This window comes from Actinosynnema pretiosum (genome assembly GCF_002354875.1).
GTDB classification, from domain to species: domain Bacteria; phylum Actinomycetota; class Actinomycetes; order Mycobacteriales; family Pseudonocardiaceae; genus Actinosynnema; species Actinosynnema auranticum.
Map to the genome: position 1 here is coordinate 1570200 of NZ_CP023445.1, position 25144 is coordinate 1595343.

The 25144-nt window shown below is 73.5% G+C and carries 22 protein-coding genes; 13 read left to right on the forward strand and 9 right to left on the reverse strand.

Annotation, left to right across the window (positions count from 1 at the left end; translation table 11 throughout):
• Window positions 1-147 precede the first annotated feature (147 nt).
• Window positions 148-1494, forward strand: a complete 1347-nt coding sequence (locus CNX65_RS07145; RefSeq protein WP_096492057.1) for a DUF349 domain-containing protein — start codon at window positions 148-150, stop codon at window positions 1492-1494.
• Window positions 1495-1572: 78 nt separating this feature from the next.
• Here the strand turns inward: CNX65_RS07145 and CNX65_RS07150 are convergent, their stop codons facing one another.
• Complete coding sequence (locus tag CNX65_RS07150) at window positions 1573-2103, reverse strand: Rv2732c family membrane protein (protein WP_096497656.1); 531 nt, start codon at window positions 2101-2103, stop codon at window positions 1573-1575.
• Window positions 2100-3575 (reverse strand): tRNA (N6-isopentenyl adenosine(37)-C2)-methylthiotransferase MiaB, encoded by a 1476-nt coding sequence (miaB, locus tag CNX65_RS07155; protein WP_177154546.1) that lies wholly within the window; start codon window positions 3573-3575, stop codon window positions 2100-2102. Before miaB ends, CNX65_RS07150 begins: the two co-directional genes overlap by 4 nt.
• A gap of 315 nt (window positions 3576-3890) precedes the next feature.
• Between miaB and CNX65_RS07160 the strand changes: the two genes are divergently transcribed.
• Entirely contained in the window at window positions 3891-4835 is a 945-nt protein-coding gene (locus tag CNX65_RS07160; protein WP_232519730.1) for a TAXI family TRAP transporter solute-binding subunit, read from the forward strand.
• Between the two features lie 18 nt (window positions 4836-4853).
• Here the strand turns inward: CNX65_RS07160 and CNX65_RS07165 are convergent, their stop codons facing one another.
• The gene (locus tag CNX65_RS07165) at window positions 4854-6239 is read right to left on the reverse strand and encodes a sensor histidine kinase (RefSeq protein ID WP_096492059.1); all 1386 of its coding nucleotides are present in this window, start codon (window positions 6237-6239) and stop codon (window positions 4854-4856) included.
• Window positions 6240-6908 carry a response regulator transcription factor gene (locus CNX65_RS07170; protein WP_096492060.1) on the reverse strand — a complete coding sequence of 223 codons (669 nt, stop codon included), beginning with the start codon at window positions 6906-6908 and terminating at the stop codon, window positions 6240-6242.
• Between the two features lie 163 nt (window positions 6909-7071).
• Between CNX65_RS07170 and CNX65_RS07175 the strand changes: the two genes are divergently transcribed.
• The 6 genes from CNX65_RS07175 (at window position 7072) to CNX65_RS07200 (ending at window position 11672) form a co-directional block, all read left to right on the forward strand.
• Entirely contained in the window at window positions 7072-7800 is a 729-nt protein-coding gene (locus CNX65_RS07175) for an amino acid ABC transporter ATP-binding protein (protein ID WP_177154547.1), read from the forward strand.
• Between the two features lie 65 nt (window positions 7801-7865).
• Window positions 7866-8753 (forward strand): glutamate ABC transporter substrate-binding protein, encoded by an 888-nt coding sequence (locus tag CNX65_RS07180; protein ID WP_096492061.1) that lies wholly within the window; start codon window positions 7866-7868, stop codon window positions 8751-8753.
• An 82-nt stretch (window positions 8754-8835) separates the two neighbouring features.
• The gene (locus tag CNX65_RS07185; RefSeq protein WP_096492062.1) at window positions 8836-9483 is read left to right on the forward strand and encodes an amino acid ABC transporter permease; all 648 of its coding nucleotides are present in this window, start codon (window positions 8836-8838) and stop codon (window positions 9481-9483) included.
• Complete coding sequence (locus tag CNX65_RS07190; RefSeq protein WP_096492063.1) at window positions 9480-10352, forward strand: amino acid ABC transporter permease; 873 nt, start codon at window positions 9480-9482, stop codon at window positions 10350-10352. Before CNX65_RS07185 ends, CNX65_RS07190 begins: the two co-directional genes overlap by 4 nt.
• Before the next feature lie 99 nt (window positions 10353-10451).
• Entirely contained in the window at window positions 10452-11261 is an 810-nt protein-coding gene (locus tag CNX65_RS07195; protein WP_096492064.1) for an EcsC family protein, read from the forward strand.
• A 216-nt stretch (window positions 11262-11477) separates the two neighbouring features.
• Window positions 11478-11672, forward strand: coding sequence for a hypothetical protein (locus tag CNX65_RS07200; protein WP_096492065.1), 195 nt, complete (start codon window positions 11478-11480; stop codon window positions 11670-11672).
• 467 nt (window positions 11673-12139) lie between these two features.
• Here CNX65_RS07200 and CNX65_RS07205 read toward each other — a convergent pair whose 3' ends face one another.
• Entirely contained in the window at window positions 12140-12664 is a 525-nt protein-coding gene (locus CNX65_RS07205; RefSeq protein ID WP_096492066.1) for a CGNR zinc finger domain-containing protein, read from the reverse strand.
• A gap of 104 nt (window positions 12665-12768) precedes the next feature.
• On the opposite strand from CNX65_RS07205, the gene CNX65_RS07210 reads away from it, so the two are divergent.
• Genes CNX65_RS07210 through CNX65_RS07220 form a run of 3 tightly spaced genes read left to right on the forward strand, consistent with a single transcriptional unit; the run spans window position 12769 to window position 15136 of the window.
• Entirely contained in the window at window positions 12769-13410 is a 642-nt protein-coding gene (locus CNX65_RS07210) for a maleylpyruvate isomerase family mycothiol-dependent enzyme (protein WP_232519731.1), read from the forward strand.
• Between the two features lie 30 nt (window positions 13411-13440).
• Window positions 13441-14376, forward strand: a complete 936-nt coding sequence (locus CNX65_RS07215; protein WP_096492068.1) for a DUF3500 domain-containing protein — start codon at window positions 13441-13443, stop codon at window positions 14374-14376.
• A gap of 25 nt (window positions 14377-14401) precedes the next feature.
• Window positions 14402-15136 carry an endonuclease V gene (locus tag CNX65_RS07220; protein ID WP_373565523.1) on the forward strand — a complete coding sequence of 245 codons (735 nt, stop codon included), beginning with the start codon at window positions 14402-14404 and terminating at the stop codon, window positions 15134-15136.
• A gap of 4 nt (window positions 15137-15140) precedes the next feature.
• Here the strand turns inward: CNX65_RS07220 and CNX65_RS07225 are convergent, their stop codons facing one another.
• Window positions 15141-16364 (reverse strand): family 4 glycosyl hydrolase, encoded by a 1224-nt coding sequence (locus CNX65_RS07225; protein ID WP_096492069.1) that lies wholly within the window; start codon window positions 16362-16364, stop codon window positions 15141-15143.
• Between the two features lie 126 nt (window positions 16365-16490).
• The gene (gene add, locus CNX65_RS07230; protein WP_096492070.1) at window positions 16491-17489 is read right to left on the reverse strand and encodes an adenosine deaminase; all 999 of its coding nucleotides are present in this window, start codon (window positions 17487-17489) and stop codon (window positions 16491-16493) included.
• A gap of 126 nt (window positions 17490-17615) precedes the next feature.
• On the opposite strand from add, the gene CNX65_RS07235 reads away from it, so the two are divergent.
• Both CNX65_RS07235 and CNX65_RS07240 read left to right on the forward strand, forming a co-directional pair.
• Window positions 17616-19439 (forward strand): Xaa-Pro dipeptidyl-peptidase, encoded by a 1824-nt coding sequence (locus tag CNX65_RS07235; protein WP_096492071.1) that lies wholly within the window; start codon window positions 17616-17618, stop codon window positions 19437-19439.
• A 153-nt stretch (window positions 19440-19592) separates the two neighbouring features.
• On the forward strand, window positions 19593-20603 hold the full coding sequence (locus CNX65_RS07240) for a DUF4192 domain-containing protein (protein WP_096492072.1): 1011 nt from the start codon (window positions 19593-19595) through the stop codon (window positions 20601-20603).
• A 178-nt stretch (window positions 20604-20781) separates the two neighbouring features.
• Here the strand turns inward: CNX65_RS07240 and CNX65_RS07245 are convergent, their stop codons facing one another.
• On the reverse strand, window positions 20782-22824 hold the full coding sequence (locus CNX65_RS07245; protein WP_096492073.1) for a S9 family peptidase: 2043 nt from the start codon (window positions 22822-22824) through the stop codon (window positions 20782-20784).
• Window positions 22825-22829: 5 nt separating this feature from the next.
• Window positions 22830-23792 (reverse strand): UDP-glucose 4-epimerase GalE, encoded by a 963-nt coding sequence (gene galE / locus CNX65_RS07250; RefSeq protein WP_096492074.1) that lies wholly within the window; start codon window positions 23790-23792, stop codon window positions 22830-22832.
• Between the last annotated feature and the right edge of the window lie 1352 nt (window positions 23793-25144).

Sequence of the window (25144 nt, forward strand, 5' to 3'; positions counted from 1 at the left end):
CGGGTTCGGCCCTGACCTGTTTGAATGCGCGCGGGGTACCGAGGCTGCACTGAACCTGCGGTACCCGGGTGCTGGGCCCCGCCCTCAGGGCGGGGCGCCCGTGGTCGGCACGGGCACCGAAGTGGGCAGGCGAGGAGGAAGCCGGCGATGACGGAGCACGAGACGACGACCCCGGAGACCACCGGCGGGACCGGTGCGGACGCGGTGGTCGAGCAGGTGCGGGTGGAGGGCGCGCCCGCGGCGCAGGCCGCGGCCACCCCGCCGGTCCCGGTGGCGTCGGACCACCCGGAGCGCTGGGGGCGCGTGGACGCGGAGGGCACCGTCTACGTCAAGACCGCGGACGGCGAGCGCGCCGTCGGTTCCTGGCAGGCGGGCGAGCCCGCCGAGGGGCTGGCGCACTTCGCCCGGCGGTTCGACGACATGCGCACCGAGGTCGAGCTGCTGGTGACGCGGCTGGCGTCGGGCAACGGCGACCCCAAGCACGCGCAGACCAGCGCCAAGCACGTGCGGGACGGCCTCGCCGACGCCGCCGTGGTCGGCGACCTGGCCGCGCTCGCCGCGCGGGTCGAGTTCGTCCTGGCCAAGGCCGACGAGGCCATGGAGGCGGCCAAGGTCGCCAAGGACGAGGCCAGGGCCGCCGCAGCCGCGCGCAAGCAGGCGCTGGTCGAAGAGGCCGAGGTGCTCGCGAACGAGTCCACCCAGTGGAAGTCCGCTGGTGACCGGCTGCGCGCCATCCTCGACGAGTGGAAGACCGTCCGGGGCGTCGACCGGAAGACCGACGAGGTGCTGTGGCGGCGGTTCTCGAAGGCGCGCGACGCCTTCAACCGGCGCCGGGGCTCGCACTTCGCGGACCTCGACCGGCAGCGCGGTGTGGCCAAGGCGCGCAAGCAGGAGCTCGTCGAGGAGGCGGAGAAGCTCATCGCCTCCGACGACTGGGGCCCCACCGCCGGTCGCTACAAGGAGCTCATGGTCGAGTGGAAGGCCGCCGGGCGCGCGCCCAAGGAGGCCGACGACGCCCTGTGGCAGCGCTTCCGCGCCGCGCAGGACGCGTTCTTCTCCAAGCGCTCCGAGGCCTTCAACGAGCGCGACGCGGAGTTCTCCACCAACGCGAAGCTGAAGGAGGAGCTGCTCTCCGAGGCCGAGCAGATCGACCCCTCGGGCGACCTGGAGTCGGCGCGGCAGCAGCTGTACCGCGTCCAGGAGCGCTGGGACGCGATCGGCAAGGTGCCGCGCGAGCGCATCCGCGAGCTGGAGGGCAAGCTCCGCACGATCGAGGAGCGGGTCAGGGGCGCGGTCGACGCGCAGTGGCGCCGGTCCGACCCGGAGGCCGAGGCGCGCGTGGCCCAGTTCCGCGAGCGGGTCGAGCAGTTCGAGGCGCAGGCCGCCAAGGCCAAGGCCGCCGGTGACAAGCGCCGCGCGGAGCAGGCCGAGGCGCAGGCCAAGCAGTGGCGCGAGTGGCTCGCGGCGGCCGAGCAGGCCGTGGCCAGCCGCTAGTCGCCCGAGCGCGCGAAGAGGGGGTGCTCCCGGACCGGGAGCACCCCCTCTTCGCGCCTGGAACCCCGGTTGCGGCGCTCAGGCCCGCTCGGGCTCCGGGAAGCCGGGGCGGGACACCGCGACCTTCAGCCAGCGCACCAGCAGCAGGACCACGGCGACCACGGCGGCGATCAGCCCGACGCCGGGACCGGGGCCGGGCTCGTGGCCGTTGGTGGTCTGCGTCGTCCAGATCGACAGCACGCCCACCACCGAGCCCGCGAAGCACGCGAGCCCGCTCACCCACGCCAGCGCCCACCGGCGCAGCACCAGGGTCAGCGCGGACAGCAGCACGCCGCCCACCACGGCGATGACCGCGAACACCCGCGGCACGATCGGCGCCGAGGTCACCAGCACCTCGAAGCCGGTGTGCTCCTCCAGCCACGGCAGCAGCATCGACACCAGCACAACCAGCACGCACACCGCGATCACCAGCGCGCCGGGGCCGGGGTCGAAGCGCTTGGCCGCCGCCTGCCCGACGCCGTCGATCTCGTCGCGCAGTTCGGACATGTCGTCGTGCTGGTCGGACATCGTCTCCCCGGCCGTCCTCTCCTCGTCAGCCGCGCCGCTCATCCGACCGAGCACCCGCCCACCGCCACCGGCTGCGGCGCGGGCGCGCCGAACGACGGCAGCCCGAGCGTCACGCCCTGCGTGGTCGGCCGCTCCCCGGCCTCGGAGCGGTCGCCCGCCCTGGTCCGCCGGTGGCTGATCAGCTCGCCGTCGGCGATCAGGTTGTGCGGCGCGCCGTAGGTGATCACCGTCTCGACCACGTCGCCCGGCCGCACGCGCGCGTCGCCGGGGGTGAAGTGGACGAGCTTGCCGTCGCGGGCCCGGCCGGACATCCGGTTGGTCTCGGTGTCCTTGCGGCCCTCGCCCGCCGAGGCGAGCACCTCCACGACCTTGCCGACCTGCGCCTTGTTCTCCGCCCAGGCCAGCTCGTTGACCAGCGCCACCAGCCGGTCGTAGCGCTCCTGCACGACCTGCTTGGGCAGCTGGCCCGGCAGCTCGGCGGCGGGGGTGCCGGGCCGCTTCGAGTACTGGAACGTGAAGGCGCTGGAGAACCTGGCCTCGCGCACCACGTCCAGGGTGCCCTGGAAGTCCGCCTCGGTCTCGCCGGGGAAGCCCACGATGATGTCGGTGGTGATCGCCGCGTCCGGCATGGCCGCGCGCACGTTCTCCAGGATCGACAGGTAGCGGCCGGTCCGGTACGAGCGGCGCATCTCCTTGAGCACCCGGTCCGAACCGGACTGCAGCGGCATGTGCAGCTGGTGGCACACGTTCGGGGTCTCGGCCATCGCCGCGATCACGTCGTCGGTGAAGTCCTTCGGGTGCGGCGAGGTGAACCGGACCCGCTCCAGGCCCTCCACGTCGCCGCAGGCGCGCAGCAGCTTGCCGAACGCGTGCCGGTCGCCGAACTCGACGCCGTAGGAGTTGACGTTCTGCCCGAGCAGCGTCACCTCCAGCACGCCCTCCGCCACCAGCGCCTGAACCTCGGCCAGCACCTCGCCGGGGCGGCGGTCCTTCTCCTTGCCGCGCAGCGACGGGACGATGCAGAAGGTGCAGGTGTTGTTGCAGCCCACCGACACCGACACCCAGCCCGAGTACGCCGAGTCGCGGCGGGCGGGCAGCGTCGACGGGAAGGTCTCGAGCGAGTCCAGGATCTCCACCTGGGCCTCGCGGTTGTGCCTGGCCCGCTCCAGCAGCACCGGCAGCGAGCCGATGTTGTGGGTGCCGAACACGACGTCCACCCAGGGGGCGCGCTTGACGATCGCGGCCTGGTCCTTCTGGGCGAGGCAGCCGCCGACGGCGATCTGCATGTCCGGGTTGGCCGCCTTCGCGGGCGCGAGGTGCCCGAGCGTGCCGTACAGCTTGTTGTCGGCGTTCTCCCGCACGGCGCAGGTGTTGAACACGACCACGTCCGCGTGCTCGCCGCCGGACGCCGCGGTGTAGCCCGCCGCCTCCAGCATCCCGGCCAGCCGCTCCGAGTCGTGCACGTTCATCTGGCACCCGAAAGTGCGGATCTCAAACTTCTTCGGCCCCTGCATCCCGTCCACCCACTCACCATAACCACAGGTCAGCGGGTTTGAGGACCCGCTTGTCCGGCTCGGCCCGCACACCGGGGAAACGCACCCTGCGCGCATGTGGCCACCCGCCCGAGGTAACTCCAGGGTCCAACAGTGCCACACGCCGCCCTCGGGCCGGGGAGCCCACCGGGCGGCGGGCGCCAGTGCCGCCGCGCCCACCCCCGCAGGGCCGCCCGACCCGCCCGCCGCGGGGCCGTGCGACCACCCGGTGTGACCCGCCGCGCACATCGCCCATCCGGTGGACGCCCGCCCACCGCGACGTGCGACGATTCGGGTGTGTCGCGAACCCCCGCGGTCGTGCGCGCCGCCCTCGCGGCGCTGCTCGCGCTGGCCTCCGTGGCGCTCTCCGGCTGCTCGGGGGAGTTCTCCTCGGTCCGCCTCACCATCGCCAGCGGCTCGACCGGCGGCGTCTACTCCAAGCTCAGCACCGCGCTCGCGGGCGCCTGGAGCCGGGACCCCGGCGTCCCCGCCCCCGAGGTGGCCGCCACGGCGGGCTCGCTGGACAACCTGGAGCGCCTGCGCAGCGGTCGCGCCCAGATCGGGTTCAGCGCCGCCGACGCCGCCCAGTCCGCCGAGCCCGGCGCGCACCGGCTGTACGCGCTGGCCCGGATGCACGACGACTACCTCCAGGTCGTGGTCCGCGACGACCTGCCCGCCACCAGGGTCGCCGACCTGCGCGGCCTGCGGGTCTCGCTCGGCGCGGTCGACTCCGGCGTGAAGCTGATCTCCGAGCGGCTGCTGTCCGTCGCGGGCATCTCGCCCTCCTCCGACCTGGACGCCCAGTACCTGTCGCTGGACTCGTCGGTCAGCGCGATGCGGGCGGGCGAGCTGGACGCGTTCTTCTGGTCCGGCGGGGTGCCGACCGACCTGGTCACCGACCTGTCCGCCAGCGTCGCGCTGCGGATGCTGGACCTGGGCGACGTGCTGCCCGGCCTGCGCGAGCGGTGGCCGGTCTACTTCTCGGCCACCCTGCCCGCCTCCGCCTACGAGCTGCCCGGCGGCCCGGTCACCACCCTGGTGGTGCGCAACTTCCTGCTGGTCAACGACCAGGTCACCGACGAGGTGGCCACCGCGCTCCTGCGCGGCATGTTCGCCGCGCAGGACGCGCTGGTCGCGGCGAGCCCGGTGGCCCGCTCGATAGAGGTCCGCTCGGCGATCGAGACCACGCCGATCCCGCTGCACCCCGGCGCCGTCGCCTACTACCGGGACGTCAAGGTCTGACGACCGCGCGGCCCGGTGTCACCCGGAAGCGGGAAAGTCCACCTCGACGCCGAGACCGCCCTCGTCGCCCCGGAACAGCCGCACCCGGCCGCCGACCCGCTCCACGACCCGCCGCACGATCGACAGCCCCAGCCCCGAGCCCGCCACGTTCTGGTGCGAGGGCGAGCGCCAGAACCGGTCGGTGGCCCGCTCCATCTCCTCCTCGTCCAGGCCCGGCCCCTCGTCCACCACCGAGATCCGCACCCGGCCGTCGGCCCGCCGCACCACCACGTGCACGAGCGTGCCCTCGGCGGTGAACTTCAGCGCGTTGTCGAGCAGCGCGTCGAGCACCGTCTCCACCCCCCTGGGCGGGGCCAGCGCCACCCGGCCGGGTTCGCCGCCGAGCACCAGGTGCACGTCGCGGGCGGTCGCGGCGGGCATCCACGCGGTCAGCCTGCCCGCCACCGCCCGGTCCACGTCCACCTCGACCGGGGCGACCGAGGACGACTCGGCGCGGGCCATCGCCAGCATCTCGTCCAGGATGCGGTTGAGCCGGTTCGCCTCGGCGAGCGCCGCCGCCTGGTGCGGCCTGCCCTCCTCGGTGACCGCGTCCTCCAGGTTCGACAGCCGCAGCTTCAGCGCGGTCAGCGGGTTGCGCAGCTGGTGGGAGGCGTCGGCGACGAACGCCCGCTGGGCGGCCAGCACGTCGCCGACGCTGGCCGCCATCTGGTCGAACGAGCGCCCGAGCTGCCGCAGCTCCGGCGGCCCCGACGCCCCGCCCACCGGCGGCACCGGCCTGCCCGAGACGATCGCGCCGACCAGGCCGCCCGTCGCGTCGTCCAGCGCCCGCACCGGCCGCAGCATCCAGCGCACCAGTGGCAGCGCGGCGAGCACCGCCAGCGCGAGCGCGCCGAGGGCCCCGGCCAGTATCGCCAGCCACCACAGGGCGACCCCCGTCCTGGTCTTGCCGGTGGGGGAGAAGGTCACCACGGCGCCGCGCACCTCGCCGTCGACCAGCACCGGCTCGGCCACCACCAGGGGGTGGTCCTGCCACGGCATCACCAGGTCGGGGTTGCTCGGCAGTCGCCCGGCCAGGGCGCCCCGGACCGTCTCCTGCACCGCCGGTGACGACAGGTCGGGCTCCCGGTCGGCGCTGGACAGGGCAACCTGGCCGTCACGCCGCAGCAACACGACGTCGATCCCGTAAAGCTCTGAATAACGCTTGAGCTCGGGGAGCACGACCTCCGGCTGGTCGTCGATGACCGGCCGCTGCACCAGCGAGGCGAACCGCGCGGTGTCGGTCAGCCGGTCCAGGAACATCTCCTGCTGCTCGGTCGCCGCGACCCCGCGACCGAGCGGCACACCCATCCCCACCAGCACCAGCACCACCAGGGCGAGCACCACGCCGAGCAGCCGGGAGCGCACCTAGGACCCCAGCCGGTAGCCGACGCCGCGCACCGTCTCCAGCAGCGAGGGCCTGCCGAGCTTGGTCCGCAGGGTCGCCACGTGCACGTCCAGCGTCCGGTTCGCCCCGGCCCAGGTCCGCCCCCACACCTCGGCGAGGATGCGCTCGCGGGTGCACACGGCCCCGCCCGCGGCCATGACCAGCGCCAACACCTGGAACTCCTTCCGCGACAGGGCCACCGCCGCCCCGCCGACGGTCACCTCGTGCCTGGCCAGGTCGATCCGGACGTCCCCCGACTGGAAGACCTCCGTCCCGGTCCCGCCGTGCCCCAGCGGGTCGCCCCTCCTACGCCGGACGGCGTGCACCCTGGCGACCAGTTCGCCCACGTCGTAGGGCTTGACGAGGTAGTCGTCGGCCCCCGCGTGCAACCCCAGAATCCGGTCGTCGATTTCGCCGCGGGCGGAAACCACGATGATCGCGACATCGGACGCCGCCCGAATGTTTCGGCAAAGTGTCACGCCGTCGATGTCGGGGAGCCCGATGTCCAGCAGAACGACATCAATGCCGGTCAGCCGGTCGAGCGTCCCCCGCCCGGTTGATTGCCGGTCAACCGTGAACCCACGTCTGACCAGCGCGGGGACCAGCGCCTCTGCGACGCTGTCATCGTCCTCGACCAGCAGCACCCGCACTACAGCCCTCCCGGAAAAGGTGTCTTCGTCCTGTGACAGAGTTGAGACCCTAAGTCTTGCTCAACCGTCTGGACCGGTGTGGTGATTCACACCTAGGTTTCCCGCCATCGCACGACAACCCCCACTGGAGGAACGGATGACCGCCCCCACTCCTGCTCCGCCGATGATCCGGATGGCGGGCGTGGACAAGTTCTTCGGGCCCCTCCACGTCCTCAAGAACGTGGAACTCGAGGTCCCGAAGGGCCAGGTCGTCGTGGTGCTCGGACCCTCGGGCTCGGGCAAGTCCACGCTGTGCCGCACGATCAACCGGCTGGAGCCGATCAACTCCGGGACCATCGAGGTGGACGGCCAGCCGCTGCCCGCCGAGGGCAAGGACCTGGCCCGGCTGCGCGCCGACGTCGGCATGGTGTTCCAGTCGTTCAACCTGTTCGCCCACAAGAGCATCGTCGAGAACGTGATGCTCGCGCCGGTGAAGGTCCGCAAGACCCCGGCCGCCGAGGCGCGCAAGACCGCGATGGAGCTGCTGGAGCGGGTCGGCATCGCCACGCAGGCCGACAAGTTCCCCGCCCAGCTGTCCGGCGGGCAGCAGCAGCGCGCGGCGATCGCCCGCGCGCTGGCCATGAAGCCCAAGGTCATGCTGTTCGACGAGCCGACCTCCGCGCTGGACCCCGAGATGGTCCAGGAGGTCCTCGACGTGATGACCACCCTGGCCAAGGAGGGCATGACCATGCTCGTGGTCACCCACGAGATGGGCTTCGCCCGCAAGGCCGCCGACCGCGTCATCTTCATGGCGGACGGCGAGGTCGTGGAGGACAGCGCCCCGGAGGAGTTCTTCTCGGCGCCGAAGTCCAACCGCGCGAAGGACTTCCTTGGGAAGATCCTGACCCACTGAAGTCCCGTGAACGCGGCGCTCGCCCCTGGCGCCGCTCCACCAAGGAAAAGAGCAGGAGAACGACGATGAGGGTTCGCTCCCTTGCGGCGCTGTTGCTGGCCGGCGGCCTCGCCCTGACCGCCTGTGGCAAGGAGGGTTCCCCGGCTGACACCGGCTCCGCCCCCACCCAGGCCGCCGAGGCCGACGTCAAGGTCGACGGCTCCGCGACCTTCGACAAGATGAAGAGCCGCGGCAAGGTCGTCATCGGTGTCAAGGAGGACCAGCCGGGCCTGGGCTTCAAGGACGCCACGACCAACAAGTACAGCGGTTTCGACGTCGAGATCGCGCGCCTGGTCGCCGCCAAGCTCGGCTTCGGCGAGGACAAGATCGAGTACAAGGCGATCGCGTCCGCGGGCCGCGAGCAGGCGCTGATCAACGGCGACGTGGACTACTACGTCGGCACGTACACGATCAACGACGGCCGCAAGGAGAAGATCGCCTTCGCGGGTCCGTACTTCGTCGCCGGGCAGGACCTGCTCGTCCGCGCGGACGACACCAGCATCACCGGCAAGGAAACCCTCATGGGCAAGAAGGTCTGCTCCGTGACCGGCTCCACGCCGATCAAGCGGATCAAGGACGAGAAGCTCACCGAGGACGCCAACATCACGGAGTTCCAGAACTACTCCCAGTGCGTCTCGAAGCTGGCTGAGGGCGCGGTCGACGCCGTCACCACCGACGACGCGATCCTCAAGGGCTACGCCGCCCAGGAGAAGGACAAGTTCAAGGTCGTCGGCAAGCCGTTCTCCAAGGAGCCCTACGGCATCGGCCTGAACAAGGAGGACAAGCCGCTGCGGGACAAGGTCAACGACGTCCTGCAGAGCGCGATCGACGACGGCACCTGGAAGAGCATCTACGACTCCACGCTGGGCAAGTCGGGCTCCCCGGCCGAGCCGCCCGCCATCGACCGCTACTGAGCGGAGCTTCAGTGGCCGGTGACCCGCGCGAGCGGGGTGGGTCACCGGCCACTCCCATGACCTCTCCCGGCGAGGAAAGACGATGAGCGTCCTAACCAACTACTCCGACCTCTTCCTGAAGGCTTTCGGCACCACCATCCAGCTCTTCCTGTTCTCAGCGGTCGGGTCGTTGGTGCTGGGGACGATCCTGGCGATGCTGCGGGTCAGCCCGGTCCCGGTGCTGCGCGCGGCGGGCGCCACCTACGTCACGGTCCTGCGCAACACGCCGCTGACCCTGGTGTTCTTCTTCTTCGCGTTCGCCTACCCGCTGTTGAAGATCCTGGAGCTCGACCCCTTCAAGGGCGCGGTCGTGTCGTTGACCGTCTACACCTCGGCGTTCATCTGCGAGGTCATCCGGTCCGGCATCAACACCGTCCCGGTCGGCCAGGCGGAGGCCTCCCGCGCGCTGGGCCTGTCCTTCGGGCAGATGCTCGGCAACGTGGTGCTCCCGCAGGCCCTGCGGACCGTGGTCCCGCCACTGGCGAGCACCATGATCGCACTGCTGAAGAACACCACCATCGCGGCCGGCTTCTCGGTCGGCGACGCCGGGGCGATCATGTACACGTTCTCCGAGGACGGCGTGAACATGCTGGTCGGCCTGGGTTGGGTGGCCTTCATCTTCATCCTGCTGGTACTGCCGCTGACCGCCGTTCAGCGCGGCCTGGAGAGGCGCTGGAGCGTGGCCCGATGAGTTCCGTCCTGTTCGACGTCCCCGGCCCGAAGGCCAAGGTCCGGCACGCCATCATGGCCGTGGTCGGTGTCGCGGCGGTGCTCGGCATCGTCGGCTTCATCGGCTACCGCTTCTACGACAGCGGCCAGTTCGAGCCGCGCATGTGGGAGTGGATCCAGTACGAGACCGTCCAGCTGGAGCTGGTCAGCAGGCTCGGCAACACGCTCTCGGCGTTCGCCGTCGCCTCGGTGGCCGCGCTCGTGCTGGGCGCGGTGCTCGCCGCGGGCAGGCTCTCGGACCACGCCTTCTGGCGGATCCCGGCGGGCTTCCTCGTCGAGGTCTTCCGCGCGATCCCGCTGCTCATCATGATCTTCATCTTCTACTTCGGCCTGCCGACGATCGACATCAAGATGTCGCAGTTCACGGCCGTCGTGCTCGGCCTGACCCTGTACAACGGGTCGGTGCTCGCCGAGGTGTTCCGCGCGGGCGTCGCCTCGCTGCCGCGCGGGCAGGCCGAGGCCGCCTACGCGCTGGGGATGCGCAAGACCCAGGTGATGACGCAGGTCCTGCTGCCGCAGGCGCTGCGCGCGATGCTCCCGGCGATCATCAGCCAGCTGGTGGTGCTGCTCAAGGACACCGCGCTGGGCTTCATCATCAACTACAAGGAGCTCCTGGACTACACCAAGTACCTGGGCACGCAGGGCCAGTTCGGCCGTCCGCTGGTCCCGATGACGATCGTCACCGGCGCCATCTACGTCGCGCTGTGCCTGCTGCTGACCTGGTTCGCGGTGTGGTTGGAGAAGCGCAACCGGCGCAGCAAGAAGGCCGTCGTCAAGGAGTCCGAGGCCGAGCTGGAGCAGAAGGCCCACGCGGCCAGCGCCGCAGGCTGATCTCCACGTTCGCAGTCCGTGCTGAAGGGCCCGACCGGGTGGTCGGGCCCTTCACTCGTTCAGGCGTTATCCGGGCCACTCATGGGTAGTCTCGGTGGCATGGTCGAGGAGTCCTCCAGCGCGGTCCAGCGGGCCCAGCAGGGTGCCGTCGAGCAGCTCCTGCGGTTGGGAATCGACGGCTTCGGGCCGTTCAAGAGCGCCCGGCAGACCGCCGACGAGGCGCTCGCCAAGGGGCTCACCCGCGAGCGCGCGATCCGGCAGATCATCCGGCAGCACGTGGCCGCGGCGGGCGCCCAGGGGTTCGTGACGAACCTCGGCGGCCTGCTCACGCTGCCCGTGGCGCTGCCCGCGAACCTCACCGCCTCCTACCTGGTGCAGGCGCACATGATCGCGTCCATCGCGGCGGTGCACGGGCACGACCTGGAGAGCCAGGAGGTGCAGACCGCCGTGCTGGTGTGCATGGTCGGCAACGCGGGCACCGAGGTGCTCAAGAAGGCGGGCATCAAGGCCGGGACCAAGCTGACCGTGAACCTGATCGAGCGAATCCCGGCGAAGGTCATCGTCGAGATCAACAAGCGGATCGGGTTCACCCTGCTGGCCAAGTACGGCACCTCGCGGGCGACCCTGGTGCTGGCCAAGGGCGTGCCGCTGGTGGGCGGGGTGATCGGCGGCGGCGTCGACGCGGTGGCCACCAGGGCGCTCGGGGCGTTCGCGCAGCGGTTCTTCGGGCGGGACGGGCAGCCCGAGGTCGAGGACGGCGAGGTGCTCGACGAGCGGCTGGAGGGGCGTGTGGTCGACGGCCGCGTCCTGGGGTCCGCACCGGCCCCCGAGCTCGCCGACGAGGACGCCTCGGGCGCGGCGCGGGTGATCAGGCTGCCCCCGCGCGGCGAGCGCCGGGAGGACCGCTGAGGCGGCGTTCCCCCAGGTCGGAAAATCGGTTGGCGGGGCGTGGCGGCGCCCACTACCGTTCCCGCCATGAGCATCTGAGTACCCCGCCCGAGGACGTCTTCCTCGCACGCGCTTGATCCAGCGCGCCTTTCCGGATGCCCCCGTGCGGGCACGCGCCGCCGACCGTCCCGCGGTCCGCGCTTCCCGTTGCGCCTCGACGTCGAGGAGGATCACCCCGTGACCCAGCCCCAGCACGACCAGGTGGAGCCCGCAGAGCAGGCGCTCCCCACCGAGGACCTGCCCCAGGTCGTCCCCAACCGCAGGGAGCGCCGAGGCGGCAAGCAGCCGCGCGCGGGCGCCGTCCCCGGTCAGGGCAGGCCGAACCAGGCGGACTTCGTCGGCAAGCGGCTGTTCCGCCGCTCCGGCGGCTGACCGCACCAGGACCAACCGGGCCCGTCCCGGTTCGGAAGTGAAGTTCCACCCCCCTTGGAGGGCAGCAGAGATGAAGAACTCCCGCTAGCACCGCACGACGCGCCGGGGTCCGAGGTGGACCCGGCGTCCCCCAGGTCCGGTTGGTGTCGGACCGCACGACTCGGAGGGCTGTCGTCATGAAGGACGAGCGCTAGGACCCAGCACGCCGGAGCCCGTCGTGGGCCCGGTGTTCCCAGGGGCCGGGCCGGACGGCCGCGGCCCCCGTCTCGGAGGGCTGTCGTCATGAAGGACGAGCGCTAGGACCCAGCACGCCGGAGCCCGTCGTGGGCCCGGCGACCGAGCGGTCCGGTCACCCGCCGGACCGGTGTTGAGGAGGACCGTCGACATGGACCACCAGCGGTAGCGGTTTCGCAGGACCGGGGCTCGTCGCGCGCAGCGGCGGGCCCCGGTCGCGCACCAGGCGCGCCTCAGGCGTGCTTGCGGCGGTGGTGCCTGCTCACCCTGGCCCGGTTCCCGCACGAGGGCAGGCACCAGACCTGCTGCGGGTGCGAGCGCACGAAGTAGCGCACGCACCGGGGTGACGGGCAGGCCCGCAGCTCGGCCGCCCCGCCCCCGGCCAGCAGCTCGATGGCGCCCGTGGCGAGGTCGGCCAGCAGCCGGTCCCGCGCGCCCGCCTCGGACAGGTGCACCAGCTTCGGCCCGTCCGCCCACTCCAGCCTGGCCACCCTGGGCGCCAGCGCGGCGGTCCGGTTGACCACGTCGAGCGCCTGCTCCCAGCGCACCGCGAGCGGCGCGTCCAACCGCTCCCCGGCGCCCGTCACGTGGGCGAGCAGCGCCCGCACCGCCGCCCGCAGCTCCAGCGCGCGCGCCCGCAGCTCCTCGTCGCCCGGCCGCCCGAGCCAGCGCGCGAACCCCTCGGGCGTGCCCAGCTCGTCGACCAGGCCACCCCGGCCGTCGCCGTGCAGGGTGCCCACGAAGTCCAAGACCCTCACCCGGACCAAGCTAATGGACTTGACCGGTCAACCCCGCTAGTTTCGAGGGGTCCTGTTCTGGCCGACCGAGCCAACCGGGGGTCGCTGTGCAGATCATCGAGCGCGTGCTTGAGGGGTACGCCAGGCTCGCCGACGCCCTCCACGAGCTGCCCGACGAGCAGTTGGGCCACCCCACCGACCTGCCCGGCTGGTCGCGCGGGCACGTGCTGGCCCACATCGAGGGTGTCACCTCCGCCGTGGCGCGGCAGGCCGAGCTGGAGGGCTCCCCGACCGAGATGTACGAGGGCGGGAGGCCCGCGCGCGACGAGGCGATCGAGCGGGGGGCCACCAGGACGGCGGCCGAGCACCGCCAGGCCGTCGCGAGCGCCGTCGCCCGCCTGGGTGAGGCCTGGTCCGGCGTGTCGGACTGGTCGGCCCGCGTGGTCTACCGGGACGGCACCCTCCTGGACACCGCGCACGCGCTGTGGCGCGAGGTGGAGATCCACCACCGCGACCTCCTGCTCGGCCCGGTCCCGTGGTCGCAGGAGTTCCGGGACCACGCGGTCGCCTTCCTGACCCCGCGCGTGCCGGACGGCGTCAAGCTCGTCCTGACCCCCGCCGACGCCCCCGGCTGGGTGCTCGGCGCGGGGGAGCGGGTGGAGCTGGCGGGCGCCGCCGACGACCTGGTCGCCTGGCTGGCCGGGCGCACCCCGGCGGGCGAGCTGACCACGACGGGCGAGCTGCCCGAGCTCAAGCCCTGGCCCTGAGCGGTGGCCCCGCCCGGTAGCTTCGGTCCCGTGCGCGAGGACATCACCGAGGCGACCGGGGCCCTGCTGGGCCTGCTCACCGCCGACCAGCGCGACGCCGCCGTGCGGGAGCTGGACGGCGGGCTGCTCGCCGAGTGGGCCTACACGCCGGTCGCCCGCCCCGGGCTGGTGGTCGGCGAGCTGGCGCGCGAGCAGCGCAAGGCCGTGCACCGCCTGCTCGCCTGCGTCCTGAGCCCCCACGGCTACGCCCAGGCCGCCGCCGTGATGGCGCTGGAGGACGTCCTGGACCACCGCGAGGGCGGGGTGAAGGACCGCCACCAGGGTGATTACTCGGTGCTGCTGTTCGGTGAACCGGGCGACGCCCCGTGGGGGTGGCGGGTCGAGGGGCACCACCTGTCGGTGACCGCCGTGGTGGCCGACGGCCGGGTGTCCGCGACCCCGGTGTTCCTGGGCGCCAACCCGGCCCGCACCAGCTACCGGGGCCGCGCGGTCCTGCAGCCGCTCGGGCTGGAGGAGGAGCTGGCCAGGGAGCTGCTGGACCGGATGGGCCCCACCGCGCGCGGGCTGGCCGTGGTGGCCGACGTCCCGCCCGAGGACATCCGATCGGGCAACGCACCGTCGGTGACCGGGGAGGTGGAGCCGCTGGGCATCGCCGCGAGCAGCCTGGACCGCGGGTCGCGCGCCCTGCTGGCCGCCCTGGCCAGGCTGTACCTCGACTGCCTGCACAGCGACCTGGCCGACGAGGAGTTCCAGGCGCTGGACGCGGAGCGGCTGCACTTCGCCTGGGAGGGGTCCACCCGTCCGGGCGAGGGGCACTACTACCGGTTGCAGGGCCCGGACCTGCTGATCGAGTACGACAACACCGCGAACGGCGCCGACCACGCCCACTCGGTGTGGCGCAGGCGGGCGGGCGACTTCGGCCGGGACCTCCTGGCCGCGCACCGCGCGTCGGCGCGCCACCCCTGACCCCGCCGAGGACCCTGACCCCACCGTGACCCCCGACCCCACCGCCGCTCCCGCGACCACCGCCGACCGGGCCGCCGTGCCCGCTCCCGCGACGCGCGCCCAGGCCCGCCACCCCGCCGACGTCCGCACCGCCGAGGAGGCGATCGCCGAGCAGGAGCGCCTGCGCCCGCTGGTCCGCCCCACCGCCGACCCCGACCTCGACGTCCGCCTCGCCGCGGGCCTGGACGTGGGCTACGCCGACGACGACCGCCTGGTCGCCGCGATCGTCGTGGTCGACGTCGCCACCATGGAGACCGTGGACACCTCGGTCGTGCGCGCGACCGCCGACTTCCCCTACGTCCCCGGCCTGTTCGCGTTCCGCGAGCTGCCGTCCCTGCTCACCGCCCTGGACCGCCTCGCCACCACCCCGGACCTGCTGGTGTGCGACGGCCAGGGCCTGGCCCACCCGCGCCGGTTCGGCCTGGCCTGCCACCTGGGCGTCCTGGCCGACCTGCCGAGCGTGGGCGTCGCCAAGACCCCCATGGGCCACTTCGAGCGGCCCGGCCCGGCGCGCGGGGCGTCCACCGACCTGCTCGACGGCGGCGAGGTCGTCGGCCGGGCCCTGCGCACCCGCGCGGGCGTGAAACCGGTCTTCGTGTCCGTCGGCCACCGCGTCGACCTGGACCGCGCGTGCGCGGAGGTGCTGCGGCTGTGCCGGGACTACCGCCTCCCCGAGACCACCCGCCGCGCCGACGCCCTGGGCAGGCGCCACCTCCGCTAGCGCGCTACCGCAGGTGCTCCAGCTCGGGGTGCCTGCGGGCGTAGGCGTCCAGCAGGTCGCGGGCCACCGCCACCGAGTCCACCAGCGGGTGCAGCGCGAACGCCTTCAGCGCGGCGGCCCTGGTGCCCTCGGCCACCAGCCGGTCCACCGCCTTGACCGAGCGCACCAGCCCGGCCGCGTGGTCCGGCAGCTGGCTCACCGGCTTCGGCCTCGCCCCGCGCCCGTCCACCGCGCACGGCACCTCCACGATCGCGTCGCCGTCCACCGCGGACAGCGCGGAGCCGTTGCGCACGTTCAGGATCAGCTCGGTCCGCTCGTCCCGCGCGAGCGCGTTCATCAGCGCGAGCGCCACGTGCTCGTACCCGCCGCCCTCCACCGAGTCCCGCTCCCGGCCCTCGGCCATGTAGGTGCTCTCGCGCTCCAGCCGCGTGGTCTCCCAGTCGACCTCGCCCGCGTAGAACCGCTCCTGCTGCCGCAGCAGGAACGCCCCGCGCTCGCCGCCGAACGACTCCCGCGTCGAGTAGTAGTAGTGCAGGTACTCGTTGGGCACCATCCCCAGCGCGCGCAACCACTCCGCGCCGAACAGCCTGCCCTCCTCGAACCCCGCCAACCGGTCCGAGGCGAGCAGCCCCGGCAGCAGGTCCCGCCCGTCGACCCGGACGGCCTGCAACCAGCCGAGGTGGTTCAGCCCGGCGTAGTCGAACTCGGCCCCGGTCACCCCGAGCGCCTTCGCGACCCGGTTGCACAGCCCCACCGGCGAGTCGCAGATCCCGATCACCCGCTCGCCCAGCCGCTCCGCCATCACCTCGGTGATCAGCCCGGCGGGGTTGGTGAAGTTCACGACCCACGCGTCGGGCGCGACCGCCGCGATCCGCTCGGCGATCCGCCGCGCGACCGGGACCGTGCGCAGCCCGTAGGCGATCCCGCCCGCCCCGACCGTCTCCTGCCCGACGACGCCGTGGGCGCGGGCGATGCCCTCGTCGGCGGCCCGGCCCGCCAGCCCGCCGACCCGCACCGCCGAGAACACGAAGTCCGCGCCGCGCAGCGCCTCGTCCAGGTCGGTCGTCGCGCGCAGCCGGGGTCCGCCGACCAGCACCCGGCGGATCGCCTCCAACCGGTCCGCGTCGACGTCGTGCAGCACCAGCTCGTCGACCAGGTCACCGCCCACCAGCGCCTTGTGCACCAGCGGCACGCGGAACCCGCCACCGCCCAGGATCACCAGCCTCATGCGCCCCATCCTGCCTCGCGCCGCGAAGCGGTGCGAAGCCACCGACCGCGGCACCGGGGCCGGCGCCCCAGCCCGGCAGGTCTTCCCCTTCCGCCCAAAGGGCGTCCCGGTTCCGGTGTGATCAGGTCAGCGCAGCGCGTCGATCCCGGCCACCAGCTCGGCCTTGAGCGCGTCGGGCGCGAAGCTCGCCGCGACCGCCGACGCCGCCAGGTCCGCCAGCCCCGCCCGCCCCAGGCCGAACCGCTCGTGGCACAGCAGGTACTCGCGGTTCAGGTCGGTGTGGAACATGCCGGGGTCGTCGGTGGCCAGCGCGACCGGCACACCCGCCGCGAGCAGCGCGGGCAGCGGGTGCTCGGCCAGCGACCGCACCGCGCCCGTGCGCAGGTTCGACGTGGGGCAGACCTCCAGCGCGATCCCGCGCTCCGCCAGGTGCCGCAGCAGCTCCGGGTCGCGCGCGGCCGACGTGCCGTGCCCGATCCGCTCCGCCCCCAGCTCCCGCACCGCCGCCCACACCTCGTCCGGCCCGGTGGTCTCGCCCGCGTGCGGCACGCTGCGCAGCCCGGCGTCGCGGGCCATCGCGAACGCCTCGCGGAACCTCGCGCGCGGCGCGTCGGCCTCGAACCCGCCGATGCCGAACCCGACGCTGCCCTCGGGCCGGTGCTCCACGGCGTAGCGGGCGCTGGTCAGGCCGAAGTCGCCGTCCCACAGGCCCGGCACGTCGAACACCCAGGCCAGCTCCACCCCGTGCTCGGACCTGGCGCGCTCGCGGCCCTCCTCCAGCGCGGCGGTCAGCTCGGCGGCGGGGACGCCCGCGCGCAGGTGGCTGCTCGCGCTGACCGTCACCTCGGTGTAGCGCACGTTCCGCGCGGCCTGCTCGCGCGCCAGGCCCAGCACCAGGTCCCGGACGTCGGCCCCGGTGGTGACCAGGTCGCTGACCTTGCCGTAGACGTCGATGAAGTGCCCGAAGTCGGTGAACTCGTAGAAGTCCAGCAGCTCGGCCTCGTCGGTGGGCACCGGGCCGTCCGGGTGGCGGCGGGCCAGCGACAGGACCGTGGCGGGGGAGGCGGAGCCGACCAGGTGGACGTGCAGCTCGACCTTGGGCAGTGCGGCGATGAAGGAGCGCATGGTGCCCCCGAGCCTAGGTCAACCGCTCCTGCGGTCCATTGTGGACTTCGGGTTCCCTTGACACCCCGCGCGCGGTACCGGGAGGGTCGGCCTACCTGAGTCCTGCGACGTGGATGGGGGTGTGCGGTGCGAGGTTCGTGGAGAGCCGCCGGTCTGGCCGCTGTGCTGGCGCTGCCGCTGGGGGTCGTTCCTGCCGCTGCGGCCGAGGAGGGGCCGGTCTTCGTGGACGGCGAGGCCCAGCCGGTGTTCAGCGCCTCGGACGTGGTGCGCGAGAGCCTGTGGGTGCGGGCGCCCGTCGACAGCGACCGCGACGGGCTCGACGACGAGGTCTACACCGAGGTGGTGCGGCAGCGGGCCACCGAGCGCGGGCTCAAGGTGCCCGTGGTGTTCCTGCCCAGCCCCTACTACTCCGGCGGCAACGACGTCGACAACCACGACGTGGACGTCGAGCTGCACGTGCCGGGCGAGCGCGGGTCCGGTGCGCCGCTGCGGGCCCGCACCGACGAGCGGATCGCGGCGGCGGTCGGGCCGAACGCCGCGCCGATCACCTCGACCCGGTACGAGTCGTACTTCGTCTCGCGCGGGTTCGCCGTGGTCTACGCCGAGTCGCTGGGCACCGGCAAGTCCACCGGCTGCCCGACCTCCGGCGGTCGCAACGAGACCACCGGCATGAGGTCGGTCGTGGACTGGCTCAACGGCCGCACCTCCGCGCGCGACGCCTCGGGCGCCGCCGTCTCGGCGGCCTGGAGCACCGGTAAGACCGCGATGATGGGCACCTCCTACAACGGGACGCTGCCGAACGCGGTCGCGGCCACCGGGGTGCGCGGGCTGGAGACGATCGTGCCGATCGCGGCGATCTCCAGCTGGTACGACTACTACCGCGCGGGCGGGGCGGTCGTCGCGCCCGGCGGGTACCAGGGCGAGGACGCCGACGTGCTCGCCGAGTACGTGCACACCCGCGCCGACCGGTCGGCGTGCGCGCCGGTGCTCGCCGAGCTGACCCGCGAGCAGGACCGGGTGACGGGCGACTTCACCCCGTTCTGGCAGGAGCGGGACTACGTTAAGGACGCGCCGCTGGTGCGGGCCTCGGTGCTCGCGGTGCACGGGCTCAACGACTGGAACGTCAAGGTCGGGCAGGTCGCGCGGTGGTACGAGGCGCTCAAGCTCAACGGGGTCGAGCACAAGATCTGGCTGCACCAGTCCGGGCACACCGACCCGGACACGCTGCGGTCCGCGCAGTGGCGGCGCACGCTCAACCGGTGGTTCAGCCACTACCTCTACGACGTCGACAACGGGGTGGAGCGCGAGCCGAGGTCGACGGTGCAGCGCGAGGACCGCAGCTGGGTCGACGAGGCCGAGTGGCCCGCGCCGGGGACCGCGCCCGCGCGGCTGAACCCGTGGGTCGGCGGCGGGACCAAGGGGGTGCTGCGCACCGACGCGATGCCCGGCCGGCCGCTGGTGGAGGAGCTGCGCGACGACGCGGGGAAGTCCGTTGAGCAGCTGGTGGACCTGCCCGCGTCGGGCAACCGGCTGGCGTACGGGACCCGCGCGCTGACCGAGCCGGTGCGGCTGTCCGGCACGCCGAGGGCGGACCTGGCGGTGTCGTTCGACCGGCCCGCCGCGAACGTGACGGCGGTGCTGGTGGACCGGTCGCCGGACGGGACCAGCCGGGTGATCACGCGCGGGTGGGCCGACCCGCAGAACCGGCTCGACCTGTCGGTGACCAGGCCCGTCGAGCCGGGGAAGCGGTACCGGGTCGAGGTGGAGCTCCAGGCCAACGACTACGTGGTGGCTGCGGGGCACCGGCTCGAACTGGTGCTGCTGTCCAGCGACCACGACTACACGCTCCGGCCCGCTCCGGGCGCGGGCCTGTCGGTCGACCTGACCGGGACGTCGGTGGAGCTGCCGGTGGTCGGCGGGAAGGCGGCGCTGCGCCGGGCGGCTGGCTGATCCGCTCCGGGGTTCTTCGGCGGCGGTGGCGCGGGGCGGGCAGGGTACCCGTCCCGCGCCACCGCCGTTCCGCGTTGTCCACAGCCCTCCAGTTGTCCACAGCCGCGGATTTTCTCCGCTGACCGCTCGTCCCGCGCCGGCCACAGTGGGGGCATGACAACTCCCGTCCTGCCCTCGGCGAGGATCCACGGCCCCGGCGACCTGGTGGCCGCCGTCCCGCACCTGCTGGGCTTCCACCCCGCCGACTCGGTGGTGGTCCTCGTGCTGCGCGGGGACTCCGTCGTGGTGGTCCTGCGCGCCGACCTGCCCGACGCGGCCCAGGTGCGCGACGCGGCCGACAAGCTGGTGCCCGTGGTGCGCCGGAACCCCGGCTGCTCGGTGGCCGTGCTCGTGGTCGGCGGGGGCGGCGCGGACCCGCCGGAGGTGCTGCCCCGGCCGGACGTGGTGCGGAGCCTGCTCAGGGGACTCGGCGCGCTCGGCGTGCCGCTGGCGCGCGCGGTGTGGGCGCCGGGCACCGCGGGCGGCGAGCCCTGGTTCGACTACGCCGACGTGGGCCGGACCGGCACCGCGCCGGACGCGCGCGCCACCTACCTGGCCGCGCTGTCGGCCGCCGCGGGGCACGTGACGTACGGCAGCAGGGCGGAGATGGCCGAGCTGCTGTCCCCGGACCCGCCGGAGGCGCTGGCCCGGCGCGCGGCCCTGCTGGACCGCCTCACGGCCGCGCTGGAGGGCGCAGACCCGGACGAGCTGGTGACCAGGCACCGCAGGGCGCTGCTCGTCGCGGTGGAGCGCACCCCGAGCCGGACCACGCCGCTGCCCGACGACGAGGTGGCGGAACTGGCGTTCGCGCTGGCCAGCCCGCGCGTGCGGGACCTGGCGCTGACCCTGGCGCTGGGCGCGCACGCCATGGCGGCCGAACGCCTGTGGACCGAGCTGACCAGGGCCGCCCCCGCGCCGGAGCGGGCCGAGGCCGCCGCGCTGCTGGCCTTCGCGACCTACCTCAGGGGCGAGGGCGCGCTGGCCGTGCTGGCCCTGGAACGGGCCGAGGCCGCGTGCCCCGGCCACCGCATGACCACCCTGCTCCGGGGCGCGCTGCAGGGCGCGATGCCACCGGACTACCTGCGCTCGCTCGCCGAGGAGGCCGCCCGTGCTTACCCGTCCTGACCCGAACCGCTCCCTGTCCCTGCTCCTGGCGCGCGTGCGCCGGGCGTGCTCGTGGCCCGCCCGGAGAGCGCGAGGCCCCCTCGGCGTCCGGACCGGTCGGTCCGGACGCCGAGAGGGCCTCGGTGGTGCGCGCGCGGGCTCGGTGCGCGCGGGCTCGTCACCGGCGCGCACCGGACCGTCAGAGCAGTTCCGGCCTGCGCCAGGGCTCCCCGAGGACGTGCTGCGCGAGGAACGCGAAGACCGTCTCGTACCAGACGCCCGCGTTGCCGGGCGTCAGGATCCAGTGGTTCTCGGTCGGGAAGTACAGGTACTTGGCGTCCACCCCGTGCCGCACGAGGTCGAAGTACAGCCGCTGCCCCTCGCCGATCGGGACCCGGTAGTCCTTGTCGCCGTGGATGACCAGCACCGGCGTGCGCACGTCGGCCACGTACAGGTGCGGCGAGTTCTCGGTGATCCGCTCCGGGCGCTGCAGCGGGTCGCCCATCTCGCGCATCCAGTAGTACGAGTCGTCCGTCGTGCCCGTGAACGCGTCCAGGTTCCACAGCGACGCGTGCGTCACGATCGCCTTGAACCGGTCGGTGCGGGTGGCGATCCAGTTCGCCATGTACCCGCCGAACGACCCGCCCATGGCGGCGGTCCGGGTCTCGTCGATGTCCGCCCTGGCCTCGGCGGCGTCGGTGATCGCCATCAGGTCGGTGTACGGCTTGCCGCCCCAGCTGCCCCAGCCCGCGCGGACGAAGTCCTGCCCGTAGCCCAGCGACAGCGCCGGGTCCGGCAGCAGCACCGCGTAGCCCTTGGCCGCCATCAGCCACGGGTTCCAGCGCCAGCTCCAGCCGTTCCAGCTCATCACCGGGCCGCCGTGCACCCACAGCAGCAGCGGCGCGGGCCGCTCCGGGGAGCAGCCCTCCGGCAGCACCAGGTACGACCGCACGGTGCGGCCGTCCTCGACCTGCACCTCGATCTCGGTCAGCGTGCCGGGCAGCGAGTCCAGGCCGCCGGGGGCCTGGAGGTACACCGGCTCCTGCTCGACCCCGGCCGGGTCCAGCCGGACCGGGCGGGCGGGCGAGTCCACGGCGTTGCGCAGCGCGTACAGGGCCTTGCCGTCCCGGCTGACCCGCACGTCCTGGTAGGCGCCGGTCGTGGTCATCCGCACCACGTCGCCGGTGGCCAGCTCGACCCGCCACAGCACCTGGTGGCCGACCGCGAAGGTGGTGAAGAACACCACCGCGCCGTCCGGGCTCACCAGCGGGTGCTCGGGCGAGAGGTCGAAGCCGGGCAGCAGGTCGGTGACCTCGCCGGTGGCCACGTCGATCCGCACCAGGGTGTTCTCCCACGGCTCGTCCGCCGTCGAGTCCAGGCTGCGCAGGGCGATCACGGCCGACGCGTCCGGCAGGAACGCGGGCTCGTCGTACGAGTGGCCCGCGTCCTGCGCCAGCACCCGGTCCTGGGTCCCGTCGGCGCTGGTGAGCCGGAGCCGGACGTGGTTGCCGTAGGCGGCGTCCACCTCGACGCTCTCGGTGTGCGCGACCCACCGCCCGTCGTCGCTGATCGCGACCGAGGCGAACCGGGCCCGCTCGGTGACCGGCGTCAGGTCGACCAGGTCCCCGGCGACCAGCCGGGCCGAGTCGCCGTCGACCGGTGCGGTCGTGGCCAGCAGCCTGCTGTGGAACGGGCCGAGGTCGTGGTCCCAGTACCGGATCGGGTAGCTCTCGTGCAGGATCGCCGTGACCCCGGCGTCCTCGCGCGCCTTGCGCACGTCCGCGTCCGCCTCGCCGAACCCCGCGCCCCGGTGCACCGGCGAGCCGAGCAGCACCGTGCCCGAGCCGCCCGCCACCAGCACCCGGTCGACACCGCCCGCGGGCCGGTGCAGCTCGCGGGCCTCACCGGTGGTCGGCAGCAGCCACAGCGCCGCCTTGTCCTTGGCCTCGCCGGGCTTGCGCTCCTGGTCCGGTCGCGCCGACAGGAACAGCAGCGAACCGTCCGGGGTGAACACCGGCGACGAGTCGCCCTTGGCCGAGCGGGTGAGCCTGCGCGCGGGCCGCCCACCGGTCGGGTCGACCTCCCACAGGGAGCCCTGCCAGGTCTTGCCGTCGTCCGAGAGCTCGGACACGACCGTCACCAGGCGGGAGCCGTCCGGCGACACCGCCAGCGAGCCGAGCCTGGGCAGCGCGGCGAAGCGCGCCAGGTCGGAGAAGTCCGCCGCTGATCCCGTTGTCGTCATGCGGCTCAGGCCTCCTCGCGGGCCCGGGTGAACTCCCAGGCGTCGCGGACGATGCCGGACAGGTCGGCGCGCTCGGGCTTCCAGCCCATCTCGGTGCGGGCGCGCTCGCTGGAGGCGATCAGCACGGCCGGGTCGCCCGCGCGGCGGCCGTCGACCACGGCGGGGATCGCGTGGCCGGTGACCTCGCGGCAGGCCTCGATGACCTGGTTGACGGAGAAGCCGAGCCCGTTGCCCAGGTTGTAGATGCGGTGCTCGCCTGCCGTGGCGTGCTCCAGGGCCTTCATGTGCGCGTCGGCCAGGTCGAGCACGTGGATGTAGTCGCGCACGCACGTGCCGTCGTCGGTGGGCCAGTCGTCGCCGAAGACCTTGATGCTCTCGCGCTTGCCCAGGGCGACCTGGAGCACGAGCGGGATCAGGTGGGTCTCGACGGCGTGCCGCTCGCCGAAGCGGCCGTACGCGCCCGCGACGTTGAAGTACCGCAGGCTCACGGCGGCCAGGCCGTGCGCGGCGGCGTAGGAGGTGATGGCGTGGTCGATCGCGAGCTTCGACGCGCCGTAGGTGTTGGTCGGCCGGGTCGGCGCGGTCTCCAGGATCGGGACCTGCTCGGGCTCGCCGTAGGTCGCGGCGGTGGACGAGAACACCAGCCGGGGCGTGCCGTGGGCGCGCATCGCGTCGAGCAGCTTCAGGGAGGTGACCACGTTGCCCTGCCAGTACTTGGCCGGGTCCACCATCGACTCGCCGACCAGCGACTTGGCCGCGCAGTGCACGATGCCGTCGAAGCCACCCGCGAGCACGTCGCCGATGGCGTCGTCGATGTCGGCCTGGACGAACTCGGCGCCCTCCGGCACGGCGTCCGCGTGCCCGGTGGACAGGTCGTCGAGCACGACGACCTCGTGCCCGGACTCGACCAGCCGTGCGGCGGTCACGCTGCCGACGTACCCCGCACCGCCCGTGACGAGCAGCTTCACCCTGTGTTCCCCGCTTTCCGCTTGTTCTCCACCGGCTGTCCCACCAGGTCCGGCCACGCGGTCGTGCCACGCGCTCCGGTCGAGCCGGGACGTTCGGTCCAGGTCGTGCAGTTCGGTACTTGGCAGGGGCGGGGAGCGGACGGCCCAGCCTCACGCCGACCGCTCCGCACCGACCCGAGCCGGTGCTCCCGCTCCGCACCGGAGGGCGACGCGCGCGCCACCCCCGGTGGATGTTCAGTTGTCCCCGCCCGAACGGGCGGGCCGCCCGCGTCCGCCACGAGGGCGGAGCTGCGCACCCCAAGCTTGCCGGATCGCCGAAACCACCGCTCCAGCGACCGCACCGAACGCCCACGAACCGCGCTGAACAGCGGACATGCCTGGAAGGAGGATCCAGCGAACCCCGCCGCAGCCGCAGCGACCGCGCTCCAGACCCGAGGGGATCGCTCTGCGGCCTGCCGAGGGCCGCCCGAGCCGGTCCGCGGAAGCCGGTCTGCCCGAGCCTGTCTGCGGAAGCCGGTCTGCCCGAGCCGGTCCGCGGAAGCTGGCCTGCGGAAGCCGGTCCGCGTGGCCTGCGCGGGGCCCCAGCGGGGGCCTGCGGGGGCTGCCTGAGGTAGCTCTTGCCGCCAGCCGCCAGCCGCCAGCCGCCAGCCGCCAGCCGCCAGCCGCCAGCCGCCAGCCGCTGACCGCCAGCCGCTGACCGCCAGCCGCCAGCCGCTGACCGCCAGCCGCTGACCGCCTGCTGCCTGCCATCCGCCGTTGACCGTCTGCCGTGTGCCGAATGAGTTGATCTTGCTTGTCGGGCGGCTCGGGTCTGCTTGCCGCTGCTCCGAGCGGTAGCGCCCTGCTCGGTAGTGCTCTCCGCCCGTCGAGCCGAAGGGAGGGCTGCCCGCGTTCGCGCGCCACAGCGGGGGAGTGGTCTCGTGGGGCTGCCCCGCGTGGTTGTCGCGCGGGTCCGCTCAGGACAGTGCCCGCCGCTCGGTCGGCCTGCCCAGCGGGTGTCGCGTGGGCCGGCCCTGCGGCCCAGTCCGGCCGCTGCTGGATCCGGCCGCAGTGGGATCTGCTGGATCTTGCCGCCGCTGGCCTCGGCCACCTGCTGGGGCCGCAGGGCGCCTGCCTGCCCGCAGGGCGCCTGCCTGCCCGCAGGACACCGCTCTGCCGGGGCGCGACCGGACCGCTCTGCTGCCAGGCTGCTCTGCCGCTGGCCCGTTCTGCCGCTGGCCCGGTTCACCAGCGGCTCGGCTGCTATCGGCCCGGTTGCCACCGGCTCGGCTGCCCTCGGGCCGGTCGTCGTCAGCCTGGCAGAGGTCGGGCTGGCCGCCGTTGGGCCTGCTCGCCGACCGGGTGGTCAGCGA

Bases quoted from the DNA above. Each gene is read 5' to 3' on its own strand.
- CNX65_RS07145 (WP_096492057.1), top strand. From the start codon at position 148: ATGACGGAGCACGAGACGACGACCCCGGAGACCACCGGCGGGACCGGT.
- CNX65_RS07150 (WP_096497656.1), bottom strand. From the start codon at position 2,103: ATGAGCGGCGCGGCTGACGAGGAGAGGACGGCCGGGGAGACGATGTCC.
- miaB (WP_177154546.1), bottom strand. From the start codon at position 3,575: ATGCAGGGGCCGAAGAAGTTTGAGATCCGCACTTTCGGGTGCCAGATG.
- CNX65_RS07175 (WP_177154547.1), top strand. From the start codon at position 7,072: ATGATCCGGATGGCGGGCGTGGACAAGTTCTTCGGGCCCCTCCACGTC.
- CNX65_RS07180 (WP_096492061.1), top strand. From the start codon at position 7,866: ATGAGGGTTCGCTCCCTTGCGGCGCTGTTGCTGGCCGGCGGCCTCGCC.
- CNX65_RS07185 (WP_096492062.1), top strand. From the start codon at position 8,836: ATGAGCGTCCTAACCAACTACTCCGACCTCTTCCTGAAGGCTTTCGGC.
- CNX65_RS07190 (WP_096492063.1), top strand. From the start codon at position 9,480: ATGAGTTCCGTCCTGTTCGACGTCCCCGGCCCGAAGGCCAAGGTCCGG.
- CNX65_RS07195 (WP_096492064.1), top strand. From the start codon at position 10,452: ATGGTCGAGGAGTCCTCCAGCGCGGTCCAGCGGGCCCAGCAGGGTGCC.
- CNX65_RS07225 (WP_096492069.1), bottom strand. From the start codon at position 16,364: ATGAGGCTGGTGATCCTGGGCGGTGGCGGGTTCCGCGTGCCGCTGGTG.
- add (WP_096492070.1), bottom strand. From the start codon at position 17,489: ATGCGCTCCTTCATCGCCGCACTGCCCAAGGTCGAGCTGCACGTCCAC.
- CNX65_RS07240 (WP_096492072.1), top strand. From the start codon at position 19,593: ATGACAACTCCCGTCCTGCCCTCGGCGAGGATCCACGGCCCCGGCGAC.
- CNX65_RS07245 (WP_096492073.1), bottom strand. From the start codon at position 22,824: ATGACGACAACGGGATCAGCGGCGGACTTCTCCGACCTGGCGCGCTTC.